This is a genomic window from Williamsia serinedens (genome assembly GCF_024171725.1).
In the GTDB taxonomy this organism is placed as follows: Bacteria; Actinomycetota; Actinomycetes; order Mycobacteriales; family Mycobacteriaceae; genus Williamsia_A; species Williamsia_A serinedens.
This window is the reverse complement of sequence record NZ_JAMTCG010000005.1, coordinates 59093-84473: the sequence shown is the minus strand read 5'-3', so window position 1 is coordinate 84473 and position 25381 is coordinate 59093. Positions and strand designations below refer to the sequence as shown.

At 73.0% G+C, this 25381-nt stretch carries 15 protein-coding genes; 7 read left to right on the top strand and 8 right to left on the bottom strand.

Going from position 1 to position 25381, the window contains the following annotated elements:
• Positions 1 to 103: 103 nt before the first annotated feature.
• The gene (locus tag LX12_RS13890; protein WP_253655176.1) at positions 104 to 1264 is read left to right on the top strand and encodes an FAD-binding oxidoreductase; all 1161 of its coding nucleotides are present in this window, start codon (positions 104 to 106) and stop codon (positions 1262 to 1264) included.
• Between the two features lie 10 nt (positions 1265 to 1274).
• On the opposite strand, the gene LX12_RS13885 is transcribed toward LX12_RS13890, so the two are convergent.
• Positions 1275 to 2384 (bottom strand): DUF7159 family protein, encoded by a 1110-nt coding sequence (locus LX12_RS13885; RefSeq protein ID WP_253655175.1) that lies wholly within the window; start codon positions 2382 to 2384, stop codon positions 1275 to 1277.
• A gap of 124 nt (positions 2385 to 2508) precedes the next feature.
• On the opposite strand from LX12_RS13885, the gene LX12_RS13880 reads away from it, so the two are divergent.
• Complete coding sequence (locus tag LX12_RS13880; RefSeq protein WP_253655174.1) at positions 2509 to 3057, top strand: hypothetical protein; 549 nt, start codon at positions 2509 to 2511, stop codon at positions 3055 to 3057.
• A 386-nt stretch (positions 3058 to 3443) separates the two neighbouring features.
• On the opposite strand, the gene LX12_RS13875 is transcribed toward LX12_RS13880, so the two are convergent.
• From LX12_RS13875 to LX12_RS13865, 3 genes are all read right to left on the bottom strand, one after another.
• Complete coding sequence (locus tag LX12_RS13875) at positions 3444 to 4916, bottom strand: dynamin family protein (RefSeq protein WP_372505019.1); 1473 nt, start codon at positions 4914 to 4916, stop codon at positions 3444 to 3446.
• Positions 4904 to 6928, bottom strand: a complete 2025-nt coding sequence (locus LX12_RS13870) for a dynamin family protein (RefSeq protein WP_372505018.1) — start codon at positions 6926 to 6928, stop codon at positions 4904 to 4906. The genes LX12_RS13875 and LX12_RS13870 overlap by 13 nt, the downstream gene beginning before the upstream one ends.
• Positions 6929 to 7124: 196 nt before the next feature.
• On the bottom strand, positions 7125 to 12779 hold the full coding sequence (locus LX12_RS13865) for an IniB N-terminal domain-containing protein (RefSeq protein ID WP_253655172.1): 5655 nt from the start codon (positions 12777 to 12779) through the stop codon (positions 7125 to 7127).
• A gap of 314 nt (positions 12780 to 13093) precedes the next feature.
• On the opposite strand from LX12_RS13865, the gene LX12_RS13860 reads away from it, so the two are divergent.
• The 3 genes from LX12_RS13860 (at position 13094) to LX12_RS13850 (ending at position 18390) form a co-directional block, all read left to right on the top strand.
• Entirely contained in the window at positions 13094 to 14944 is a 1851-nt protein-coding gene (locus tag LX12_RS13860) for an Hsp70 family protein (protein ID WP_253655171.1), read from the top strand.
• Positions 14941 to 17421 (top strand): LuxR C-terminal-related transcriptional regulator, encoded by a 2481-nt coding sequence (locus LX12_RS22270; RefSeq protein ID WP_253655170.1) that lies wholly within the window; start codon positions 14941 to 14943, stop codon positions 17419 to 17421. The genes LX12_RS13860 and LX12_RS22270 overlap by 4 nt, the downstream gene beginning before the upstream one ends.
• Before the next feature lie 225 nt (positions 17422 to 17646).
• Positions 17647 to 18390: an EAL domain-containing protein gene (locus LX12_RS13850; protein WP_253655169.1), complete on the top strand. Its 744-nt coding sequence runs from the start codon at positions 17647 to 17649 to the stop codon at positions 18388 to 18390.
• Here LX12_RS13850 and LX12_RS13845 read toward each other — a convergent pair.
• The 4 genes from LX12_RS13845 to dnaK form a co-directional block, all read right to left on the bottom strand.
• On the bottom strand, positions 18387 to 18803 hold the full coding sequence (locus tag LX12_RS13845; RefSeq protein WP_253655168.1) for a heat shock protein transcriptional repressor HspR: 417 nt from the start codon (positions 18801 to 18803) through the stop codon (positions 18387 to 18389). The two genes, LX12_RS13850 and LX12_RS13845, sit on opposite strands and share 4 nt — an antisense overlap.
• Positions 18803 to 19984 carry a molecular chaperone DnaJ gene (gene dnaJ / locus LX12_RS13840; RefSeq protein WP_253655167.1) on the bottom strand — a complete coding sequence of 394 codons (1182 nt, stop codon included), beginning with the start codon at positions 19982 to 19984 and terminating at the stop codon, positions 18803 to 18805. The genes LX12_RS13845 and dnaJ overlap by 1 nt, the downstream gene beginning before the upstream one ends.
• Before the next feature lie 152 nt (positions 19985 to 20136).
• Entirely contained in the window at positions 20137 to 20784 is a 648-nt protein-coding gene (gene grpE / locus LX12_RS13835; protein WP_253655166.1) for a nucleotide exchange factor GrpE, read from the bottom strand.
• Positions 20781 to 22628 carry a molecular chaperone DnaK gene (gene dnaK, locus LX12_RS13830; protein WP_253655165.1) on the bottom strand — a complete coding sequence of 616 codons (1848 nt, stop codon included), beginning with the start codon at positions 22626 to 22628 and terminating at the stop codon, positions 20781 to 20783. The genes grpE and dnaK overlap by 4 nt, the downstream gene beginning before the upstream one ends.
• A gap of 238 nt (positions 22629 to 22866) precedes the next feature.
• Between dnaK and LX12_RS13825 the strand changes: the two genes are divergently transcribed.
• Together LX12_RS13825 and LX12_RS13820 are read left to right on the top strand one after the other, a co-directional pair.
• Complete coding sequence (locus LX12_RS13825; RefSeq protein WP_253655164.1) at positions 22867 to 23910, top strand: alpha/beta hydrolase family protein; 1044 nt, start codon at positions 22867 to 22869, stop codon at positions 23908 to 23910.
• A 186-nt stretch (positions 23911 to 24096) separates the two neighbouring features.
• The gene (locus LX12_RS13820; protein WP_253655163.1) at positions 24097 to 25311 is read left to right on the top strand and encodes an acyltransferase; all 1215 of its coding nucleotides are present in this window, start codon (positions 24097 to 24099) and stop codon (positions 25309 to 25311) included.
• The last annotated feature ends 70 nt before the right edge of the window (positions 25312 to 25381 follow it).

Here is a 25381-nt window from a genome sequence, read left to right as displayed (position 1 = left end):
ACCCGAGACGCCCACCGCCCGCGACGATTGCACCCACGGTGAGGCGAAGTGGTGGGGCGGCATCGGTACGGTGGGCGTCGTCGGAGAGGAGGTCGCGCCGCCCATGGGAACTCACGCACGTCACGGGTTGCTGACGGTGCGTGACGCGATCCGCGCCGACCCCGACCGCTTCGTCGACGACTTCTACACGCGGCTCTTCGCCGCCGACCCCGACCTGCGCGACCTGTTCCCGGTGACGATGGCCCACCAGCGTGCGGCGCTCTTCGGAGTGCTCGACCACGTACTGGAGTCGCTGCCCGACACCACCACTCATCCCCAGCTCGTCGAGACGCTGGCCCAGCTCGGGCGGGACCATCGCAAGTTCGGGGTGGTCGACAGTCACTACGACCTGTTCGGGCGCGCGCTCGCCGCCCAACTGCTCGCCGTGGCCGACCTCGACCCCGACGAGGAGGGCGGCGTCGCCACCGTGCAGACGACGTCCCTGGTGACCGGCGTGATGCGCGGGGCGGCGATGACGGCACCCGGTCCGCCGTCGTGGTCGGCGAAAGTGGTCGAGAAGTACCGGCTCACGCGTGATCTGGCGGTGGTGCGTCTGGTCGCCGACGACCCCGAGCACGTCGCCGAGGCGTTCGACGTCGGCCAGTACCTCGAGGTGTCCATCCCGCAGTGGCCGCGGGTGTGGCGGCACCTCTCACCCGCGATCCCGCCGAACCCGCACGGGGAGATCGAGTTTCACGTGCGGTCGGTGCCCGGCGGCAGCGTCAGCACGTCGATCGTCGCCGAGACCGCGGTGGGCGACACGTGGACCCTCGCGCAGAGCCACGGGACGCTGAGAGTCGACCCGGGGCGACCGACGCTGATGGTCGCCGGCGGCACCGGCATCGCGCCGCTGCGCGCGATCCTGCACGACCTCGCCCGACGCGTCGACGTCGCACCGACCCACCTGTTCTGGGGGACGCGCTACCCCGGCGAGCTGTACGACGCCCGACGCCTGCTGCACCTCGCCGCGGTCAACCCGTGGCTTTCGGTGACGCTCGTGTCGGAGACGGAGTCGGATCCCTGGTGGCTGGGCGACGCCGTCGACCTGGCCACCTTGCGGGCGGACCACCGCATCGGTCGACTCGCCGACGTCGTCGCTCCCGCCGACGACTGGTCGCAACGACAGGTGCTGCTCGCGGGCTCGTCGTCGATGATCGAGACGACCCGCCGTGCGCTCATCGTCGCGGGCGTGCCCGGTCGGCTCATCGACCACGACCCGGTCTGACCGTCGCGCGTCAGCCGTTCGCCGAGGGCTTGACCGCCGACGCCGCCGGCGAGGCGCCGCTGGCCGGAGGAACCGAGGTCGTCGTCGTGGTGTCCGGGGTCGTCGTCGTGACCGGCGGCGGTGTCGTCGTACGCGTCACCGTGCGCGGCGGCGGGGTGACCGTGACCGTCTGCTGCGGCGCCGGCGCCTCGGTCGGGGTGTCGGTGTCCTCGGCCTGTGTCGTGGTGGTCGTCGTGCTGCGCGGCGTCGACCTCGGGGTGCTCGGCGTCGAGGTCGTCGACGGCGTCGCGCTGGACGAGACCGTGCTGTTCGCCGGTGTCGGGGAGTCCTCCGCGTCGGCGACCAGGACCACCACGGCGACGACGATGGCCAGCACCAACGCCGCGAGCGCGGCACCGGCGAGGATGATCCACCGCGTCCGTGCCGAGCCCGACCGCAGTCGGGTCCGTCCGTGCAGGGCCGCACCGTGCGCGGCCGCGTAGGTCGGCGCCTCGGCGATCTGCACCGGCAGCTGCATCTCGTACTCGAGGGCCGCGGCGACGCCGGGCACCGACGCGCCCGGCCCGACCACGAACACGCCGGTCCGTCCGGCCTCGCTGACCGGGAGGAGCCGGAACGCCTCGGCGACGGTCGCGGCACCCGACGGCTCGGTCACCGGCTCCCGTTGCCCGCCGCCGGGCAGCTGGACGGCACCGACGACGGTCGCGGTCTCGGTGTCCACCGCCGCGATCGACAACTCGTTGAACGGGATCGCCTCGTCGGCGAGGTCGATGACGACGACCTGCCCGCGCTGATCCGACTGTGCGGCAGCGACGTTCGCGAACGCGAAGGGGGTGTCGGTGACGATGGTCCGTCGGTACCACTCGGGGTCGCCGGACTTCCCCGCGGTGACCGTGTTGTGGAGGGCGACCTGGATGCTCCGCTGGGCGCAGGCGACCGTGATGACCTCGACCTCGAACGGGACGGTCTCGACGAGCTGCGTGACGGCGTCGAGGACGGAGTCGGGGGTGGCGTCGACGAGGTCGGCGGTGTTGCGGGCGAGCACGTTGCCGGTCTCGGCCTCCATGATCACCGAGGCGACCTGCAGGTCGGTCACGGAGACGCCCAGCACCTGACTCACCGCGACTCACCTCCTTGCCGATCACGAATCGGGACCGACACTATCGGCCCGCGCGCCGGCCAGGGGAATCCGGCTCGCCGGTGTCCACCACTCCGAGGGGGTGTCGCGTCTACGCTCGGGCCCTGTGACCGACGATCGCCCGCCTGCCCGCCCGTCCCGGCCGCCGGTGTCCGTCGCGCCGATGCGCGAGCCGGTCGATCCGACCCGTCCCCGCCAGGTCGACGCCGCGATCGGGCTGTGGGCGGTGACCCTCGTCGGTCTCGTCGTGTCCGCCGTGTTGGTGGCATTGAAGCAGGACACCGTGCGGGCCACCCTGCGGCGATCCCTCACCGACAGCCACCCGACGACCTCGCAGGGTGACATCCGTGCCGCTGTCGACATCACGATGATCGGTGCCGGCGCGATCGTCGTCATCGTCCTGCTGCTGGTGATCTACGGATCGGTACGCATCCGCGAGCGGTTGGCCGGCTCACGGACGACCCTCACGACGATGGGCGTCCTCACCGCCGCCGGGTCGATCGGCTTCTGGACCGTCCTCTCCCCCGCCCGCGACGACGTCAGCCCCGCCCTGAACGTCCTGCCCTTCGCCGTCGCCGCCCTCGCGGTCGTCGCGACGGTGCTGATCTTCCTGCCACCGGTCTCTCGCTGGTTGGCCGCGGCGCCGAAGATCTGAGTCCGTTTCGCCCGCGGGATCGTCGATTCGCCCGCGATGTGACGGCTTCGCCACCCGAACCGAGATTCGCCACCCGGAGTTCGCGGGCGAACCCGCGGCGCGGTGGCGAACCCGCATCCACGGTGACGAAACTCTGCACGGAGCGGGTAGGCGCGGTCCATACGTTCACGCTGACTCTGTGACTGCAGAGTTTTGTCGATCCCTCGCGCGCTCTCGAGCCGTTCGCACGCTGCATGCGGCGTGCGAACGACGCGAGGCGGTGCGAACGACTGGCGAGCGTGCGAGGGCGGCCCGATTCGCCCGCGGTCTCGTGTCCTCGCACCCCGAGCCGGGTTCGCCACCGGGATCTCGCGGGCGAGCCCGACGCGCGGTGGCGAGGTGACGAACTAGCGGGGGAGTTCGGCGAGGACGCCTTCGGCGCTGCGCGCCGCGGCGTCGCAGGCGAGGGCGGTGGGCCGGTCGAGGAGGGGGTGGCGGGCGCGGGCGCGCCACATCCGGACGGCCTCGAGCGCCGCGGCGCGGATCGCGTCGTCGTCGCTGTCACCGGGGAGGCCGAGGCGGATGGCCGGGTCGATGCCCATCCCGCCGACGATGCGCGCCAGGTCGGCGAGATGCTCCTCGGGGAGATGGATCCGCCCCGACCGCAGCCGACCGAGCAGTCGCAGCTCGGCGAAGCCGTGCACGTCGGCGAGCATGCGCGCGGCGTCGTGACGCAGGTCCTGCGCCCCGGCCACCCGGCTGTCGGCGAGGATCCGCCCGACGGCGACGAGGGCCGAGTGGCTCTTCAGCTGCTCGGCGCGCTGACCGAACTGCACGTCGATCACCGACCGCAGTTCGTCCAGTCCGCTGCGCTCGACGAGTTCCGCGGCCAGCGTGGGCGAGTCGGGTGTGCCGAGCCGGATCAGGGTGACGGACAACCGGATCCCGAACATCCCGAACCGGTCCAACAGGCCGGCGCGCACCTCCGGTGGGACCGGCAACTGCGTTGCGGCCGAGGCGAACCGGTCCACCGACAGCATCGCCAGGTCGAGGTCGTCGGGCGCGACCCCGGCGAGCGCGACCAGCGCGCGGTACTCCACCTCGCGCATCGTGCGGGCCGCCAGTGCGACCAGCCCTGCGACGGGCACCACGGCCTGACACAGGCCGGTGCGTTCCAGCTCCCCCGCGAACCGGGCGGCGACATCGCGGGCAGACATCATCGCGTCCATGCGCCCGGCGCCGATCTCGTCGGCTCGTGAGACCACTCCGACGACACCGAGCGGCCCGGACTCCCGACCGATCGACTCGTTGATCCGGGCCAGCATCGTCGTGTCCGCCGCCGACAGCGTGCGCAGCAGGTAGACGACGGCGTCCGCACCCGACTCGGCGTCGTCGGGGGTGAGCATGTCGACGGTCTGCGCCGACACCTCCCGCGACAGCGACGCCGTGCCCGGCGTGTCGATGATCGTGGTGGTCCGCAGCGCCGACGCCGGCCAGGTGACGTCGAGGCGGGACACCCGGTCGGAGGTGAGGGTGCCGAAGTCGAACGTCAGGCGCCCGCCGGGGCGCAGCACCGGGATCGACGTCGTGCGGTTCTCGTCGTAGGTCGCTGTCACCGTCGGCGTCGCGCCCTGGCGGTACCAGGTGACCACGCGCGTGCATTCGGTCGCGTCGGTGGGCGCGATGTCCTGCCCCACGAGCGCGTTGAGCAGCGTGGACTTCCCCGCCTTGAGCGAGCCGGCGAGCGCGACACGCAGCGGCTCGTCGAGGCGGCGCGAGCACTCGAGGAGCCGCCCGTAGCAGTCCGGGTCATGCGCGTGCGCCTGCAGTGCCGCGTCGATCAGGGCGCGCGCTCGGTCGAGCGTCCTCACGCCTGCCATCGTGTCGGATCGGCGCTGTGTCGACCCGTCGGGGTGGTCGGGGGCGTCGCCACGGCCGGCGGGGCGGGCGGCGGGGTCGACGCCGGGGCGACGGCCGGGCGCACGGGTCCCGCGGCGACCTCGAGGCGGTCGGAGACAGTACGCAGGGCCGCGACCGCGCGGAGCTGTTGCTCGAGCTCGGCGGTGCGCGAGGCACGCAGCGAGTGCTCCGACTGCGCGGCCTCCTGCGCCGCACGCAGCGACTCGCTCACCGAGCGCGCGGCCTGGTCGGCGACGTCGACGAAGTGGTCGCGCAGCGCACGCTGGACGTGCCGCAGGCGATCCCGGGACTCCTTGCCGACCTGGAAGCTGACGTCGTCGGTGAACGCGTGGATGGCCTGTTTGGCCTTGATGCGGCGCTGGTCGACCCGGGCGCCCTTGTCGTCGCGGTAGGCCTTCGAGCCGAGCAGCACACCCGCACCGACCGAGATCGGGTTGATCAGGGCGAGACCCATCAGCGTCGTGATGAGACCGAACATGAGCACGCCGCCGTACGACCCGCGCAGTCCGATGAGTGCTTTCTGCCCGATGCCGAGGCGGCCCGACTCGAGGTCGGCGAGTTCGGTGACCGGCTCGAAGACGCCGTCGATGTCGGCGATGTCGAGGTCGGGCAGCGCGGTCTTCGCCGTCTCCGCGAAGTGTTCGGCGACGCGGTCCGCCAGCCACACCGACTGCTCGTGCGCCCACACGAAGTTGTCGCCGACCGCGGTGGCGATCTGGTCGGCCAACCACTCCGAGAGCTGCGCCCAGTCCTTGCCCGGATCGCCCTCGTCGACGGCCTTCTCGGCCTCGCGGGTGACGGCGCGAAGCCGGTCACGCAGGTCGTGTTCGACGTCGCCGGCGAGGTCGGCGATGCCGTCGGCGAGGGTCTGCTGCCAGCGCGACGACTTCTGCTGCATCTCCTCGGCCGCGGTCTGCGCACGTCGGAGACCCTCGAGTGCGGCCGCGGCCGTCTCGGGGTCGCGGAGCGCGGCGAGTTCGCTGCCGAGGGTCAGCGCGAGGTGTTCCGACACCGACCGCAGGTCGAGCGCGACCGACGCACGGGTGGTCTGCTCGGCGTGCGCGACGACGCGGTCCCGCAGGAAGCCGTACAGGTCGGTGAAACCCGACTCGGCCATCAGACCGGCGTCGTTGCGCCGGATCGCATGTGTCCGCAGCACCGAGCTGATCGGCAACAGTGGGACGTCGATGCCCTCGCGCTGCAGGTGCGCGCGGTCGGCCTCGACGATGCGTCGCCAGTGCGGGTACAGATCGGTCTTCGAGACCAGGCACGCGACCGTCGGGCAGAGGGCGGTCACCTGCTTGAGAAACTGAATCTCCGGCTCGGTGAACTCCTGGCTGGCGTCGGACACGACCAGCACGGCGTCCGCCGACGGGATCAGTCCCAGCGTGGACGCGGCGTGCGGGTTCCCGTGGCCGCCGACGCCCGGCGTGTCGACGAGGACGAGCCCGTCGGCGAGCAGCGGGTTGGGCACGGACACCTCGAGCCGGACGACCGACCGGCCCTCCGCGTACGGGGTGTCAGGGGTGATGCCGCGGATCGCGTCGATCGGGATGTCCACCTGCACCGGCTCGTTGCTGCCGGGGTCGTCGAGGACGAGGTGCGCCGACGCGGTCTGCGCGTGCTGCACCAGCGTCGGCACGGCCGTGGTCTCGTCGTCGCCGACGGAGCAGACCTCGATGTCGAGCAGGGAGTTCACGAACTGGCTCTTGCCCTGTTTGAGCTGTCCGACGACGACGATCCGCAGGCGCGGGTCGATGATCCGGGTCCGCGCGCCGTCGAGGCGGGCGACGAGGTCCTCCCGCTCGAGACCGGCGGCGACGTCGGCCATCTGCCGCAGCAACTCGTCCAGCTGCCTGCTCGCCGACTGGTCGGCCCCGGCCGGACCCTGCGGTCCGGGGAACTGCTGCGGCGGGGTCGCGGGACCCGTGGCGGCGGGGAGCGGAGCGTGGGGCGGGGGCGTCGGCTGCATGGTGGGGGTGGCGGGGTCCTGTCTGTGTCGTCACGGGCGTCACCGGGGTCGGAGACCACACCGGCCCCGCACGCTCAGCGTACGGGGCCGATGCCGTCACAGGGCCTCGAGACGGCAGTTCGGGGCAACCGTCGTCGCGGCCGTGACCGGCTCTGTGGGGCCGGACCCGACGGGCGTCGCGTCCGGCCGGAGGGGATCAGCCGTGGCCGATGTCCGTGTGGTGGGTGCCGGCCGACGGGTCGACGTGGCCGCCGCCGGTCAGGCCGCCGGTCACGTCGCCGAGACCGCCCTGCAGACCGCTCGTCAGGCCGTTGTGCAGCCCGCTGGAGAGGTCCGACCCGCCCGAGGTCCCGCCGAACGTGCTGTCGGGGTTCAGGCCCGACCAGCCGCTGTGCGACGAGGTCGAGGTGTCCGGGAACGGGTTGCTGTGCTGGGTGGTGGCAGCGGGGTCACCCGACGTCGCCGACGGCGCGACCGCGTTGGTGCCGGCACCGGTGCCCGGCAGGACGCTGAAGTCCGGACCGGAGCCCGAGGGTCCGACGAGGTGGGGTCCCGATCCCGACGGTCCGATGATGTTCGGTCCGGAGCCCGAGGGCCCGATGATGTCCGGGCCGGAACCCGACGGGCCGATGATGTTCGGACCGTGGAACTCGGGACCCACGATGTTGGGGCCGGTGAAGACCGGTCCGATCACGTTCGGGCCGTTGAACACCGGGCCGACGATGTCGGGGCCGCTGAACACCGGGCCGATGATGTCGGGGCCGCTGAGCACCGGGCCGATGATGTCCGGGCCGTTCACGATCGGGCCGACGATGTCGCCGCCGGACGGCAGCTCCGGGGTCAGTCCGCCGATGAGGCCGCCGAGGGCACCACCGAGGTCGGGGACACCCGGCGTCGGGATGGTCGGTGCCGGCAGGTCGGGCAGACCGAGACCGGGCAGGCCGGGCAGCCCACCCAGATCGGGCAGACCCAGGTTCGGCAGCGCGCCGCCCAGATCCGGCAGACCGAGCACCGGCGCGCCGGAGATGGCACCGGACAGTGCCGCACCCAGCTGCGCGCCGAGCTGGCCGTCGACCGCGAGGGCGTTGGTCACGGTGCCGGCGAGCGCCGCACCGAGTCCGGCACCCGCGCCGAGCTGCGCGATGAGCTGCGACCCACCGTCGGCGACGATCGCGCCGCCGAGGACCGCGCCCAGGCCGGCACCGACCGCACCCGCGATGGGTCCGCCGGCCGACAGTGCCGCCGAGAGCGCGCCACCGATGCCCGCGGCACCGCCGAGCGATCCGGGATCGAGGGCGAGCGCGCCACCGAGGGCTGCGCCGAGCTGACCGGTCAGGGCCGGGTCGACGTCCAGGGCGCCGGTCAGGCCGGAGGCGATCTGACCGCCCAGCGCGACGGGGTCGATCGCACCGCCGACACCGAGCGCGCCGCCGAGGTCGAGTCCGCCGGCCGCCAGGCCGCCCAGAGCCGCACCGAGCTGGCCGGCGACGTCTCCGCCCGCCGCCAGCGACGACCCGAGGGCCGCCGACAGCGTGGTCTGCAGTCCGGCACCGGCTCCGAGGACACCGCCGAGCGCTGCACCGAGGTCGGCGGCGCCGAGGCCGCCCGCCGCGAGAGCACCGGTCAGCGCGGCGCCGATGTCCGGGATTCCCAGTCCACCGGCGAGCCCGAGGGCCCCGCCGAGACCGCCCGCCAGTCCGCCACCGAGGCCCACCCCGGCGCCGAGGCCGGTCGCGGCACCGAGGACGGTGGTCAGGGCGCCGGACAGGTCGGCACCGCCGGCGAGCAGGCCCGCCAGCTGAGCGCCGAGCGCACCCGACAGCCCGGAACCGAGGACGGCGCCGAGCGACGCGCCCAGGCCGGCCGCGAGCGGTCCGCCCGCAGCCAGTGCGCCCGAGAGGACGGTGGTGAGGTCGCTGCTCGCCGACAGCAGGGTCGTGGGGTCCAGACTGCCGGCGAGCAGCGAGTTCAAGGAGGCGCCGAGGGCGCCGATCGCGGTGCCGTCGATGCCGAGGGCGGCTCCGAGGCCGGTGGCGAGGGTGCCACCGAGGTTCGCGACGATGGTCGGGTCGATCACGACGGTGCTGCCGAGTCCGGCGGCCACACCGAGGACCGGCGCGAGAGCGGCACCGAGGCCCGCGGCGAGCGATCCGCCACCTGCGAGGGCCGTCCCGAGCGCTCCGGACAGCTGCCCGCTCAGGCCGCCGTTCAACAGCGCAGCGAGATTCGTGTCGAACACGCCACCCGCGCCCAACGCCGCGGTCAACGCGCCACCCAGGTCGGCCGCGAGTCCGGTCACCGCGCCGAGGCCCAGACCACCGTCGAGGCCCAACGCACCGCCGAGAACGGTGGCCAGTGCACCCTGCAGTCCGACTCCGCCGGCGAGCAGGCCCGCCAGCTGAGCACCGAGGGCGCCGTTCAGGGCGGCCCCCAGGGCGGTGCCGAGCGACGCACCGAGGTCACCGGCGACGGTCCCGCCGGCACCCAGGGTCCCGGCGAGGATCGCGCCGAGGTCGGTCGAGCCCGCGAGCACACCCGCGAGGTCGAGTCCGCCACCGAGGGCACCGTCGAGCGCGGCACCGAGCTGGGTGACGATCGCGCCGTCCAATCCGAGCGCCCCACCCAGGGCAGCGGCGAGGGCGCCACCGGCACCGAGCGCACCGCCCAGGCCGCCACCGGCCGCGACCAGTGCCGTGAGCGCGCCACCGAGAGTCGCGCCGAGCTGGCCGGCGACGGCGCCGCCCGCAGTGAGCGACGACCCGAGGGCCGCCGACAGCGTGGACTGCAGTCCGGCTCCGGCGTCGAGGACACCGCCGAGCGCGGCGGTGAGGTCGGCGGCGCCCAGTCCGCCACCCGCGAGCGCAGCGGTCAGAGCCGCGCCGAGGTCGGGGAGGCCGAGGGCCCCACCGAGCCCCAGTCCGGCACCGAGGCCGGTCGCCGCGCCCAGCACCGTGGTCAGGGCGGTCGAGAGGTCCGCGCCGCCGGCGAGCAAGCCCGCCAGCTGGGCGCCGAGCGCACCCGACAGTCCGGCACCGAGGACGGCGCCGAGCGACGCGCCCAGGCCGGCCGCGAGCGGTCCGCCCGCGGCGAGCGCCCCGGACAGGATCGCGGTGAGATCGCTGCTCGCCGACAGCAGGGTCGTGGGGTCCAGACTGCCGGCGAGCAGCGAGTTCAAGGAGGCGCCGAGGGCGCCGATCACGGTGCCGTCGACGCCGAGCGCGGCGCCGAGGCCGGCGGCGAGGGTGCCACCGAGGTTCGCGGCGACGGTCGGGTCGACCACGACGACGCCGCCGAGTCCGGCGGCCACACCGAGGACCGGGGCCAGCGCGGCGCCGAGGCCCGCGGCCACCGACCCGCCGCCGGCGAGCGCAGCGCCGAGAGCCGTCGACAGCTGGCCGGCCAGGCCACCGTTCAGCAGCGCACCCAGGTCGGCGCCGAGGACGCCACCGGCGCCCAGGGCGGCGCTCAACGCTCCGCTCAGGTCGGCCGCGAGACCGGTCGCGGCACCGAGGCCGAGGACGCCGTCGAAGACGGTCGCGAGCGCACCCTGCAGTCCGACGCCGCCGGCGAGCAGACCCGCCAGCTGGGCACCGAGACCACCGGTCAGGGCGGCCCCCAATGCCGTCCCGAGCGACGCACCGAGACCCGCGGCCACGGTTCCGCCGGCGCCCAGGGCACCGGCGAGGATCGCGCCGAGGTTCGTCGTCCCGGCGAGCACACCCGCGAGGTCGAGTCCGCCTCCGAGGGCGGTGGTCAGCGCGGCACCCAGCTGGGTGACGATCGCGCCGTCCAGTCCGAGCGCGCCGCCGAGCGCGGCCGCGAGCTGGCCACCGAGGCCCAGCGCACCGCCGAGACCCGCGGTCAGCGCGCCACCCGCGCCGACGAGTGCCGTCAGCGTGCCGCCCAGCGCGGCGCCGAGGTCGGCACCGATGACGCCACCGGCGGCGAGGACACCGCCGAGGGCGGTGGCGAGCTGCGTGGACAGCGTGGAGTCGAGCACGGCGGACAGGGTTGCCGGCAGGACGCCGCCGGCGGAGAGCACCGCGGCGAGCGAGCCGCCCAGCAGTGCGGAGAGGTCGCCGGTCACGGTGCCGAGCAGCGCGGCGCCCGCACCCAGGTCCAGGGCACCACCGAGCACGGTCCCGAGCGCGGCGCCCAGGCCCACGCCGCCGGCGAGGAGGCCGGCGAGCTGGGCGCCGAGGGCGCCGGTCAGGGCTGCGCCGCCACCGAGGGCGACGCCGAGGACGCTGCCGAGCGCGAGTCCGAGGTTGCCGGCGACACCGCCGCCGGCCGCGAGGACACCCGACAGCGCCGTGCCGAGTGCGAGGCCGAGATCGCCACCCCCGGCGAGGATCGCCGCCAGATCGAGTCCGCCGGCGGCCGAGAGCGCGGCGTCGAGGGCACCGGCGAGGGCGGCGGTGACGCCGCCACCGAGGCCCAGCGCGCCGGTGAGGGCGGCCGACAGGGCGCCGCCGGCACCGAGGACGCCCGCGAGGTCCAGGGCTCCGCCGAGTCCGGCGACCGCGCCGAGGGTGGCACCGAGAGCGAGCCCGAGGTCGCCCGCCAGGGCACCGCCGGCGGCGAGGACCCCGCCGAGAGCGGTCTGGAGGGTGGCGGTGAGGTCACCGGCGAGACCGGCGATCACCGAGGCGTCGAGCAACCCGGCCAGGGTCCCCGCGAGCCCGCCGGTGACACCGAGAGCCGCACCGAGCGCGCCGGAGAGTCCGGCGACGACGCCCGCTCCCAGGTCGGCACCGACACCGAGTGCGCCGCCGAGCACGGCGGCCAGCGAGCCACCGAGGCCGAGGCCTCCGGCCAGCGCGGCCGCGAGGTCGGCGGTCAGGGCGCCACCGGCACCGAGGACGCCACCGAGGGCGACGCCGAGAGCTGCGCCCGCGTTCGCCGCGAGCGCACCACCGACACCGAGGGCGCCACCGAGCGCGGCTCCGACCGTCGCGGCGCCGCTGCCGGCGATGACCGCACCGATGCCGCCGGCGGCGTCGACGGCGGCGTTGATGGTCCCGGCGAGCTGCGCGCCGAGTCCGGCGGCGAGACCGAGGCCACCGGTGAAGACCCCGGCGACGGTCGCGCCGAGATCGAGGAGTCCGTCGATGCCGAGGACCGCGGCGATGTCCCCGCCGAGGGCCAGGACCGCGTCGACGAACGCGCCGAAGGCCGCACCCAGGCCGAGCGCGATGTCGCCGCCCAGCTGCACGGCGCCGGCGAGCGCGGCGGCCAGGACCGCCGAGAGCTGCGCGCCCAGGGCCAGGTCACCCAGGCCGACCCCGACGTTGCCCAGGCCGAGGCCGATCAGGTTGGAGAGGTTGAGGTCGACGAGGTTGCCGAGGTTGATCCCGCCGAGAGTGAGCCCGCCGATGCCGAGTCCGATGTCGCCCAGGGTGAGCGACGGGAAGGCGATGCCGCTGAGGTTGATGCCCCCGAGCCCGCCCAGGTTGATGCCCCCGAGACCGCCGATGTTGATGCCACCGAGTCCGCCGAGGTTGATGCCACCGAGGCTGAACCCGCCGAGCGAGATGCCGCCCAGGCCGATCCCGCCGACGGCGACACCGCCACCGATCCCGCCGATGCCGCCACCGATGCCGCCCAGGCCGCCGCCGATCCCGCCCGCCGCGGGGATCGCCCCGGCGTTGACGATCTGGGGCAGTCGGGAGCCACCCGGGAACAGACCCGAGTCGGCCACGAGCGGCGCGGCTGCGGCGATGTCGGCATGGCACAGGTTGCTCAGGCCGGCGTTGTTCAGCGCGCACTGGGGGTCCGCCATGTATGCGGCGGCCGCCTTGTCATCGCGCAGCAGGTTCAGGATGAAGTCGAGAACTGCGTTCGTGGGCATCGGGACTCCTCAAGATGTTGGGGCCCGCTCCCCGAGGGGGGGAGGTGGGGAGTGGGCTCCGTGGGGTGTGACTCCGGCGTACCGGGGGGATGGACCACCGGTGTCGAGAGATGACGCTAGGTCCGCCGGGGGTCACCGGGGAACGGGGACGATCCCCCTTCGTCGGGGGTGGGGGGCGTTAGGGGATCCCCGGGGGCCGTTAGGGGGATGGGGGATCGACCCGACTTTCCCCGTCACAGCGATGACGTGGGGTAACGAACGGGTGTTTGATGACGACAACGCCTGCGACGCCAACCGCAAGAGGAGCAGCGCCCATGCCCACCGCACTCGGGATCACCGTCGGGACCACAACGTCGGTCGCCGTCAGCACCACCCCGTCGGGCACCTACGACGCCCTGGTCCGCCGGACCGCGCTCGAGGTCGCCCCCGGCCGGGAGCCGGCGCTGGCCACGGCGGGCTCCGCCGGCACCGCATCCACGCTGGACGGCTTCACGGCCCGCGTCGGCGATCCCGTCGCGCTGGTCGCCGACGACGGCCGCCAGTTCAGCGGCGAGGACCTTTACGCCATCGCTCTCGCCGGGATCGTCGCCGAGACGGGTGTCGACCCGGACGCCGTCGTCGTCGCGTGCCCCAACGGGTGGCAGGCCTACACGGTCGACGCCCTGCGCGCCGCCGCCGACGCCCACGGACTCCCCGACCTGACCGTCGTGCCCGAGGCGATCGCCGCGGTCGCCGCCGCCGAGGCCATGCGCGGGGAGGTGTTCACCGCCCCCGCTGCCTCGCACGGCGCCCACTCGGCGCCGTCGGCCGACGAGTCGCCGTCGGGTTCCGGTCTCGTGGCCGTCTACGACCTCGGCGGGTCGTCGCTCGACATCACGCTCGTCCGCACCGGTGAGGCGTCGCAGGTGTTGGGTCGGCCGCAGCACTCCGACGACATCAGCGGTGCCGCGTTCGACCAGCTCCTGCTCGCGCACGTCATGGACTCCGTCGACGCGGCCGACTCCACGGACCCGTTCGATCCCGCGACGATCGCCGCTCTCGAGCAGCTGCGTGAGCGGTGCGCCCGGGCGAAGGAGGCACTGTCCTCGGAGACCGACACCGTCGTCAGCGTCGACCTCCCGGGGGTCCACACCGACATCCGTCTGGTCCGCGACGAGGTCGAGGACCTGCTGCGCGAGCCGATCCTGGCGTCGCTGACGCTGCTCCGCGAGACCGTCGCGGCCGGCGGCCACACGCTGCGCGACCTGTCGGCGGTCGTGTTGACCGGCGGCGGCGCAGCCATCCCGCTCATCAGCGAGGTCCTGTCGGGTGCGTTGCGTGTGCCCGTCGTCGCCGACGCGGACCCGACGACCACGTCGGCGTTCGGGGCGGCGGTGCTGGCGTCCGAGATCGCGTCCGCCTCTGCCGCGCTCGACGCGATGCCCGCGAACGCCGCGGCGGCCACCTCCGAGCTCGCGGCCGCGCGCTCGGCCCGCGTCGCACCCGCACCGCGGACCACCGTCGTCGAGAAGACCACCATGGGTCGCACCAAGCGGCTCGCCATCATCGGTGGCGCGGCCGTCGCCATCGCGGCGCTGACCGCAGGGGGCCTGTCGTTGGGCACCGCCCTGACCCAGGAGCCCGCGAGTTCGACGACCACACCGTCGACCCCGTCCACCGCGCCCTCGGCCTCGACGGGCGCACCCGCCGCGTCCGGTGCGCCCTCGGCCGCGAACCCCACCGGCGCGGCCGGGCAAAGCGGTTCGACCGCGGGCCGACAGGCTCCGCAGCAGAGCTCCGGATCCGGCTCGACCGGTTCCGGTGGCGCCGCGACCGGCGGCGGCGCCCAGTCCGGCGGTGGCGGTTCGCAGGCCGGGTCGGGATCGACCGGTGGTGGCACCTCCACCGGCGGTGGCACGTCGTCCGGCGGGACCTCGTCGGGTGGCGGCACCAGCAGCGGTGGCGGGACCGCCTCCGGCGGTGGGACATCCTCCGGCGGTGGCACCGGTGGCAGCTACACCCCGCCGGAGACCGGTGGTGGCGTGAAGCTCCCGACCGTCCCGACCTACACCTACACACCGCCGAACCTCGGCGGCGTCACCAACGTGCCCGGCGCCATCGTCGGGGGCGCCCGCGACACGGTCGGCGGGGTCGGGAGCGCGGTCGGCGGGTTGCTCGGCCAGTGACGACGGCCGGTCTGCGTCCACCGGCGCCGGACCTCGCCGGCATGCCCGACGCACGGTCGCTCGTCGTCGACGCGACCGCGTCGGCGGGACATCCCTGCGCCTACGGCGTCTTCGGTGTGGCCGGCTCGGGCACCTCCGCGGTGATCACCGCGGTCGCGACGGCCGCCGCCGGCGACGACCCGTCGCGACTGGTCCGGGGCCTGCCCGCGGATCCCGATGCGGGCAGCGTCGCCGTCGTCGACGACGTCCACACGCTGGACGACGCGTCCCTGCTCCGTCTCGCGAACCTGGTGTCGCGCAGCGACATCACGGTGGTGGTCGGCGGTCGGGCCCTCGACCACCGGCGCCCGCTGCACGAACTCCTCGGCGCGATCGCGGCTCGCGGCCGCGTCGTCTTCCTCGCGCCGTTGACGACGCCCGGCGTCGTGGAACGATCCCGTCGTCGCCTGCTCACCGGTGCCGCCGCGGCGGTCGTCCGCGCATCGGGCGGGAACCGCGCCGCCGTCGACGCGGGCCTCGCGGCGGTCGCGGCACATCCGGACGAGACCGACCAGCGCGTCCTCGCCGACCTCGCCACCGCCGCGATCGGGGCACGCCACCACCAGACCCTGCGACGCCTCGACCGCCAGGTGTTGCGCACCCTCGCTATCGCGGGGGCAGGCGCCACGCTCGACCCGGACACCGTCGCGGCGATCTGCGAGGTCGACGACGACACGGCGCGATCGCTGATCGACGCCGCACGCGCGTCGGGGTTCCTCGGCGACTCCGACGGCTTCCTCGCCGCCGCGGTGTCCCCTCTGGCCGCCGTCGTCGGCGCACATCAGATCACCGCGGTCCGTGAGGCGGTCGTGCGGATCCGGTTGGCGCACGACACCCTCACCGTCGACGGGGCGATCGCCGCCGCGCAGTCGGGTATCAGCCATCCCGAGCTGGCGGCCCTGCTCGTCGACGCCGCCCGCGACGCGACCGGACATCGGCGCATGGCGGTGTGGTCGGCCGCACGCGCGGCCGGCGCGCCCCACGCGGTCGTGGATCCCGAACTCGCCCGTGCCGCCCTGGAGACCGACGACCTGACCGTCGCCACCCGTGTCGCCGACGAGTCGCTCGCCTCCACCGACGACGGCGTCGTCGCGCTGGGGGTGCGGATCGGTGCGGCGGTCGCCGCCCGACGCGGGACGTACTCGCGTGCCGCGCAACTGTTCCGATGGCTGGGTGCCGACCGCGCCGGGTCGCAGGCCGCGGTCGGGGTGGTCGCGTTGCTCGCTGCGGGGGACCGCACCGCCGCGGCGGAGTTCGCCGCCGCGGCCCGCTCGGCCCCGCCGACCACCGACAACGCCGCGGACTCGCTCCTGGCCGAGGGCGTCGTCGCATCGCTCGAGGCGACCGCCGCGACCGCCGTCGGATCGGTGCTGCGATCGATGTCGCTGCGCTCGGACGCGGGCATCACCGTGGAGGACGCCGCCGACGTCGCGGTGCTCCTGCACATCCACAGCGGCGACCTCCGCGGAGCACGGTCCGTCGTGGACCGCGCGGGTCTCGATCGCCCGACCCCGTCCGTCCGGTCCCGACTGCTCGAGGCGTGGATCGCCATGGCCGGCGGCGACCTGGCCGACGCCGCGGACATCGTCGGTGCCGTCACGCCGGTCCATCACCGCGATCTCCTGCTGGCCCACGCTCTCGCGGTCGGCGTCGCGCGCCGACGCGGCGACACCGGGACGCTCGGCGCCGCGTGGCGGGCAGCGCAGACGACGGTCGCCGAGGCCGAGGTCGACCTGTTCGCCCTGCTCCCCCTGGGCGAGTTGTGGCTCGCCGCAGTACGTGTCGGCGACGCCGGTCGCATGAGCCATCTCGTCGACGAGGTCGGCCGCCTGCTCGGCGCGCTCGACGACCCGCCCGTCTGGGCGACCGCATGGCACTGGTTCGGGGTGCAGGCGGCCATCCTCGGCGACCGACCCGACGCGCTCGTCCCGCATGCGCGCGCCCTCGGTGTCGCCGCGGAGAGCACTCCCTACGCCGCCGTGCTCGCCCGCGCGGGCCGTGTGTGGCTGCGCGTCCTGCAGGGCGACGACGTCCCGGACGCCCCACCCCTGTCGGAGAACCAGATCCACACCGCCGCGACGGAGCTGCAGGTGTGGGGACACGCCTTCGACGGGGCCCGACTGGCCGCGGAGGGCGCGCTGCGCATCGGGGACACCCGCGCGGCGACGGCGCTGCTGCAGACCGCCCGCACCATCGGGACCGCCGGACCGGCCGCCGACGGTGGTCAGGGTGGCTCCGCACTGTCCGAGCGTGAAGCCGAGGTCGCCGAGCGACTCGTCCTCGGCGAGACCTACCGTGAGATCGGTGCGGCCCTGTTCATCTCGGCGAAGACGGTCGAGCACCACGTCGCCCGCATCCGGCGACGTCTGGGCGCGCAGTCGCGATCGGAGCTGCTGTCCATGTTGCGCGCGGCCGGCTACGGCTCTGCGTCGGACTGATCCACGATCTGGAACACTCGGCAAGCATTCTGTAAGGTCGGATTTCTAGCCGCAAACCTGCGGGGAATCCCTTCCACGCGGCGTTCCTGATGCAAGCTCCGGGCGCCCTCAGCTTGTCCACGACAGCGCCTTCGCGCGCAGAGGCCGGACCGGTTGTCACCCCCTCCGGAGCCGCGCCGTCCTGATGCGGTCAGACGGCCCGCGCACATCACCCAGGACATTCCCGTGGACACTTCACCGCGGCCGCTACACACCGACGAGATCGACGCGCGGGCAGTACGCGACGTCATCGACAACGGCGGACCGGCCATCGCCTACCAGCCGATCCGCCGATGTTCCGACGAGGTCGTCGTCGGGTACGAGGCCCTCTCGCGATTCGATCACGGTGGCCCGCCCGACGCCTGGTTCCGAGCCGCTGCCGAGCTCGGCCTCTCCCCGACCCTCGAGGCCGCGGCCATCGGCCGGGCGCTGGCCGAGACCGCGGGACTCCCGGCGGAGGTGTTCGTGTGCGTCAACGTGTCCCCGGGGTCACTTCTCGCCCCGGAGGTCCGCGAATGCTTCGCGAACAACCCGGGCCGATCGGTCATCGTCGAGATCACGGAGGGAACGGCCGTGGAGGTCGGTGATGCGGTGCACATGGCGCTGATCGAACTGAGGAGCGCATCGCTGCGCGTTGCTCTCGACGACGTGGGGACCGGCCACGCCGGACTCCGGCAGATCCTCACGGTGCAGCCCGATCTCATCAAGCTCGACGCGACGTTCGCGCGCGGTATCGAAGCCGACCCCGTCCGACAGGCGATCGCGCGCGCGATGGTCGGCTTCGCGCGGGAGACTGGCACGCTGTGTTCGTTCGAGGGGGTGGAGACCGAGGCAGAACTCGCAGGCATCGTCGAGTGTGGCGGCGAACTGGCACAGGGGTTTCTCTTGGGACGCCCGGGCCCTCTGCCCGACGAGTTCGCGAAGATCTAGCTGTCCGTGCGTCTCCGGCGCGGCTGCCAGACGACGAGCGCGCTCGTCCGGGGCACGGGCACCAGTTCCCCACCGTGGCGACGACGCGTGTCGGACCGCGCGGCGGCGAGCTCGGCCTCGAGTTCGCGGACCCGCGCCGACAGCGCGTCGACGTGGTTGGTCAGGTCGATGATGCGTTTGATGCCCTCGAGGTTGACGCCCTCGTCCTGCGAGAGTCGTTGCACCTCACGGAGCAGGTCGACGTCGCGCTGCGAGTAGCGGCGTCCGCCACCGGCCGCGCGCTGGGGACGCACGAGGCCGAGGCGGTCGTAGGTGCGCAGGGTCTGCGCGTGCATGCCCGCGAGTTCGGCCGCCACCGAGATCATGAACGTGGCACCGTCCGTGGGCCGTTCGTCACGGTTCTTGCCCGGCATCACTGATCACCCCATCCCTCCCGTGGGCGGAACCCGTCGGCGCGTTCGGCGTCGGCGTACTCCCGCAGTTTCGCCAGCGCCTCGGGTCCGAGGGAGCTCGGCACGGCGACCTTCACGGTCACGAACAGGTCCCCGGCCCCGCCCGACCGCTTCGGCACGCCGCGACCGCGCACGCGCAGGGTCCGGCCGTCGGCGGTGTTCGGCGGGATCTTCAGACCCACGGTGCCGTCGAGTGTCGGCACGGACACCGTCGCGCCCAACATGATCTCGCCGAAGCTGACCGGCAGCTCGACCTTGAGGTCGTTGCCCGACCGGGTGAACACCGGGTCCGGGCTGACGTGCACGGTGACGTAGAGATCGCCGGACGGTGCACCGCGCAGACCGGCCTCACCCTGTCCGGCCAGGCGGATGCGCTGGCCGTCCTCGACGCCGACCGGGATCCGCACGTTGATCGTGCGGGTCCGCACGGTGACGCCGTTGCCGGCGCAGTCCGGGCACGGCTCGTCGATCTTCGACCCGGTGCCCTGGCAGTCCTGGCAGGGTTCGCTGAAACCGAAGTGACCCTGGTTGCGGCTGACGACGCCGGCGCCGTTGCAGGTCGGACAGACCCGTGGGCTGGTGCCCGGCTTGGCGCCGCTGCCGTGGCAGGTGGTGCAGGGCGACGGGGACGTCAGCGACAGCGACACCGTCGTGCCGCGGGCCGCGTCCCGGAAGGCGAGCGTCGTCTCGGCTTCGAGGTCGTTGCCGCGCTTGGGGCGCGTCGACGTGCGCGGCGCGCGGTTGAAGAGGCCGCCGAACAGGTCGCCGATGTCGGCGCCGCCACCGGCACCGCCGCCCCCGAAGAGGTCGCTGACGTCGAAACCGCCGCCACCGAAGTCGGTGGTGCGGGTGTATCCGCCCGGGAAGCCGTTCGCGCCGCCGTTGCCGCGGAAGGCCCCGCCGGCGAACATGCGCCGGGTCTCGTCGTACTCCCTGCGCTTGGCGGGGTCGCCCAGGACGCTGTGCGCCTCCGAGACGCGCTTGAACCGTGCCTCGGCGGCCGCGTCACCCGGATTGGCGTCGGGGTGGAGCTCACGCGCGAGTTTGCGGTAGGCCTTCTTGATCTCGTCGGCCGAGGCGTCCGAAGCGACGCCCAGGTCCTTGTAGAAGTCCTGTTCCAACCATTCCCGTTGGGGAGCCATCGGGCGTCACCTCCTTGTCTGTGTGGATCGAAGTCTGTGTGGATCGAAATCGTGGGTGTCGGTGCCGGGTCGGCACCGATCGCGCCGACCCCGTGCCGACCTCCGCCATTGTCGCAGGCAGACGGTCGTCACGGGGTCGGCGTCGTGTCGTGTCAGGACGCGTCGGTGACGGTCACCATCGCGGTCCGCAGCAGGCGCTCGCCGAGGCGGTAACCCTGGCGGTACACCTGGCCGATCACCGGCTCGGCACCGTCGCCGTCGTGCTGGACGGCCTCGTGCAGAGCGGGATCGAACGCGTCGCCCTCGGAACCGAAGGCGGTGAGGCCCTGGCTCTTCAGGGTGTCGGCGATCTTGTCGGCCACACCCTTCAGCGGCCCCGACTCGAGGTCACCGTGCGCGCGGGCCCGGTCGAGGTCGTCGAGCACCGGGAGCAGCGCGCTGATGAGCGTGGCCTTCCCCGTCTCGACGGCACCCTGCCGTTCACGGTCGGCGCGGCGCCGGTAGTTGGCGTACTCGGCTTGCAGACGCTGCAGGTCGGCCAACAACTCGGCCTCCTTCTCCGACTGCACGGCAGCGGGATCCGCCTCGGTCGCCGCGGCGTCCGCCCCGACGGCCTCGTCGGCTCCGTCTGGGTCGACGGTCACGTCACCGTCCGCGGTGTCCGGGGTCCGACCCGGGTCCACGTCCGTGGGGACGTCGGCGGCCGCGTCGGCCCGCACCTCCCCCGTCTCGGGGTCGATGCGGCGCCGATCGGTCACGGTCACCGGCTCCTCGGGCGTGCCCGGTCCCTGTCCGGTCACTTCTTCTCACCGTCGTCGGACTCGTCCACGACCTCCGCGTCGACGACGTCGTCGGCGCCACCCGCGGACGGACCGCCCTGGGCCGCACCGGCATCCGCCGAGGCGTTGGCGTAGATCGCCTGCCCGAGGGCCTGCGACTCGGTCGACAGCTTCTCCACCGCGGTCTTGATCGCGGCGAGGTCGGTGCCCTTGAGCGCCTCGTTCGCCTCGGAGATGGCGGACTCCACCTTCTGCTTCGCCTCGGCCGGGACCTTGTCCTCGTTCTCCTTGAGGAACTTCTCCGTCTGGTTGACCAGCGACTCCGCCTGGTTGCGGGTCTCGGCCTCCTCGCGGCGCTTGCGGTCCTCGTCTGCGTGGGCCTCGGCGTCCTTGATCATCCGGTCGATCTCGTCCTTGCTCAGGCCCGAGCCGTCCTGGATGCGGATCGTGTTCTCCTTGCCGGTGCCCTTGTCCTTCGCGGTGACGTGCACGATGCCGTTTGCGTCGATGTCGAAGGTCACCTCGATCTGCGGGACACCCTGCGGCGCAGGGGCGATGCCGGCCAGCTCGAACGAGCCGAGCAGCTTGTTGTGCGAGGCGATCTCGCGCTCACCCTGATACACCTGGATCTGCACCGACGGCTGGTTGTCCTCGGCCGTCGTGTAGGTCTCGCTGCGCTTGGTCGGGATCGTGGTGTTGCGCTCGATCAGCTTGTGCATCACGCCGCCCTTGGTCTCGATGCCCAGGCTCAGCGGGGTCACGTCGAGCAGGAGCACGTCCTTGACCTCACCGCGCAGGACACCGGCCTGCAGGGCCGCGCCGACGGCGACGACCTCGTCCGGGTTCACGCCCTTGTTGGGCTCGCGACCACCGGTCAGCTCCTTCACCAGGTCGGAGACGGCCGGCATACGGGTCGAGCCACCGACGAGCACGACGTGGTCGATGTCGCCGACGGAGATGCCCGCGTCCTTGATGACCGCCTGGAACGGGGCGCGGGTGCGCTCGAGCAGATCCGAGGTGATCTTCTGGAACTCGCTGCGCGACAGCTGCTCGTCGAGGAAGAGCGGGTTCTTCTCGGCGTCGACCGTGATGTACGGCAGGTTGATCGAGGTGCTCTGTCCGCTGGACAGCTCGATCTTCGCCTTCTCCGCGGCCTCGCGCAGGCGCTGCAGGGCCATCTTGTCCTTGGTCAGGTCGATGCCGTTCTGCGCCTTGAACTTGTCGACGAGCCAGTCGACGATGCGCTGGTCCCAGTCGTCACCACCGAGGTTGTTGTCACCCGAGGTCGCGCGGACCTCGACGACACCGTCGCCGATCTCCAGCAGCGAGACGTCGAACGTGCCGCCACCGAGGTCGAAGACGAGGATGGTCTGTTCCTTCTCGCCCTTGTCGAGCCCGTAGGCCAGCGCGGCCGCAGTCGGCTCGTTGACGATGCGCAGGACGTCGAGGCCCGCGATCTGGCCGGCCTCCTTGGTGGCCTGCCGCTGTGAGTCGTTGAAGTACGCGGGGACCGTGATGACCGCCTCGGTCACCTCGTCGCCCAGGTACGCCTCGGCGTCGCGCTTCAGCTTCATCAGCGTGCGGGCGCTGATCTCCTGCGGGGTGTACTTCTTGTCGTCGATCGACGTCGTCCAGTCGCTCTCGCCCATGTGGCGCTTGACCGAGCGGATGGTCCGGTCGACGTTGGTGACGGCCTGGTTCTTCGCCGGCTGCCCGACGAGCACCTCGCCGTTGCGGGCGAACGCCACCACCGACGGGGTGGTGCGCGAGCCCTCGGCGTTGGCGATCACCGTGGGGTCGCCGCCCTCGAGCACGGCCACCACCGAGTTCGTGGTGCCGAGGTCGATACCGACAGCACGTGCCATGTCCTGTTGCCTCCTGTGTTGCGTGTCGCCGGGTCATGTCCGACGACATCGGTGTGCGATGGTCGTGGAACCTCAGCGTGGACGACTCAAGTGATACCCGTCGCGCCGCGCGGCGTCAACCAGGATTGAGTCGTTCTCACTCAGGTTTCGAGGATCACAACGGGGCGTCCGACGGGATTGTTCCCACGCCTCCGGCGCCCGGCGACGGGCGTCAGGCGCGCGTATCGTCGCTGCCGCCATGCGTCGCGCGTTCCGCATCCTCCGTCCGGCCGTCCGGTGGGGCTCCCGCGTACCCGCGGTCGGCGTCGCGGCGGTCCTGCTGGCCGTCGTGTGCGTGACATCCGTCGTGGTCGTCGCGGTCCACCGGGGCGAGTCCACGTCCCGGCCCGCCGCACACACCGCGGTCGGTGCCACCACGGGACCGACGTCGACGGTGACGGTGAGGCGCTACGACTACCTGTCCGCGCCGGCGGCCGAGAGCGGCGCGGACATCCCCCGGGCACCCGCCGACCAGCCGCCACCGCCGGACCCTCGCCAGAACTACGGCGACCTCTACCTGCCCGCCGGCGCCCACGCCCGTGATTCGTTGCCGCTCGTGGTGCTCATCCACGGGGGCGGGTGGACGGCGCGGTACGGAGCGGCGACGTTCGATTCGCTGGCCCGCGCCCTCGCCGTGAAGGGGTTGGCCGTCTTCAACATCGAGTACCGGCGCCTCGGGTCGGGCGGCGGCTGGCCCACGACGTTCACCGACGTCGCCGCGGCCACCGACTTCGTCCCCACCCTCGACCGCGAGAACCCCGTCATCGACGCATCGTCGTCGACGGTCGTCGGCCACTCCGCCGGTGCGCAACTGGCGGTGTGGGTGGGCACCCGCGGCCGCCTCCGCACCCAGCAGGTCGGGTCCGAACCGCTGTGGCAGCCGAACCGCATCATCTCGCTCGCGGGCCCGCTGAACATGCGGCTCGCGGCACAGACCGGCGACACCCGGGTGACCCGCATCCTCGGCGGCACTCCGGCACAGGTCCCCGACCGATACCGCACGGTCGACCCGATCGAGAACATCGACCCGACGGTGCCGGTGCTCGTGGTGCACGGCACCGCGGACACCGTCGTGTCGCCGCGGCAGTCGCTCACCTACGTCGACGCCGTGCGTCGCGCAGGTGGCCGCGTCACGCTCAGGCTGCTGCCCGGCCAGTCGCACTCCGCCCTGGTCACGACGGGTTCGCCGGCGTTCCCGACCGTCGTCGACCTGATCGCCCGGACCGCACGCTCCACGTCCTGACCGGTGCCGTCCAGGTCCCGTCCAGGGTCCTCACAGGATCACCCGCCAGGGTGGTCCCATGTCCGCGTCGTCCGAATCCTCCCCTCGTCCCCGATCGCTGTGGCACAGGTCACGGGAATGGGTGATGGCGGTCGGCGTTGGTAGCTTCGATCGCACCTCGCCCCCGACGACGTCTCGAGCAGCACGATGACCACGGCACTGCGCACCACCGCGCCGACCGCGACCACCGCGCCGGCCGGCTCCTCGCGCACCCGTCGGGCCCATCTCCACCAGCTCGACCTCGTCCGGGGCTCGACGTTCCTGCTGGTGATCTTCTGCCACGTGCTGACGAACACCAACGACGAGGTGAACGGGGTCGTCACCAACGCGCTGGGGATGGCGGGTCACTTCACCCGCAACTCGTTCTTCTTCCTGACCGGCTTCGTGCTCATGTACGGCAACTTCGCGAAGAAGGACTTCTCGACCTGGCAGTTCTGGACGCGACGCCTCAAGCTCGTCGCGATCCCGTACCTCATCTGGTCGGTCGTCTACTGGGCGTTCTCGACGGTGCAGGCCTCGGGGTGGAGCGCCTTGCCGTTCTCCCTGCGCACCCTGCGGGACGGCCTCCTCTGGGGCACGTCCGGGTTCCACCTCTACTTCATCTTCGTGATCATGCAGTTCTACCTGCTGTTCCCGCTGATCCTGTGGGTCGTCCGGGCGACGCGGAACCACCACGTCCTGCTGCTCACCGCGAGCCTGGCCGTGCAGATGGGTGTGCTGCTGGCGATCGAGCACCTGCCGCCGGTGCTGACACCCGGCAGCTGGATCGCCGACAACTGGTGGCACGCCTACTCGACGTTCCTGCCGTACCAGTTCTTCGTCGTCCTGGGCGCCGTCGTCGCGGTGCACCGCGATCGCGTCGACGCGTTCCTGCGCGGCAAGGGCTGGTGGATCGTCGGCGCTCTCGTCGCGTCGGGGGCGTTCGCACTGGTCACCTACATGATGCGGCTCGACGAGGGCCAGCGTGCCGTCGACGCCGCGTTCGCCCTGCAGCCCACGCTGCAGCCGTTCATCCTCTGCGCGATCACCGCCCTGTACGCGGCCGCGGTGTTCTGGGCCGACCGCCGCGACGGGACGCCGCGGTTCAACCGCGTCGTGTCGTACGCGTCCAACCGCTCGTTCGCGATCTTCCTGTCGCACGTGTTCGTGCTGCAGTTGCTCATCCTCCCGCGCGGGCTGCCCGGCGTGGAGCACGGCTGGTTCGAGCAGCACCTCGGATCACCCTGGGCGACGGCGGTGGTCTACGTCCTCACGGTCTCCATCACCCTGGTGGTCGCCGAGTGCCTCCGTCGGGCACCCGGTGCGCTGTATCTCACAGGGCGTCCTCGCGTGGCCTTTCGGCGCTCTGCGCAGGCAACTTAGGCTGACCTTCACTGCGTGGCGACGCGTCCGGGTCGTACCGTTTACTGACAGGTAACCCGGGCATTCTCTC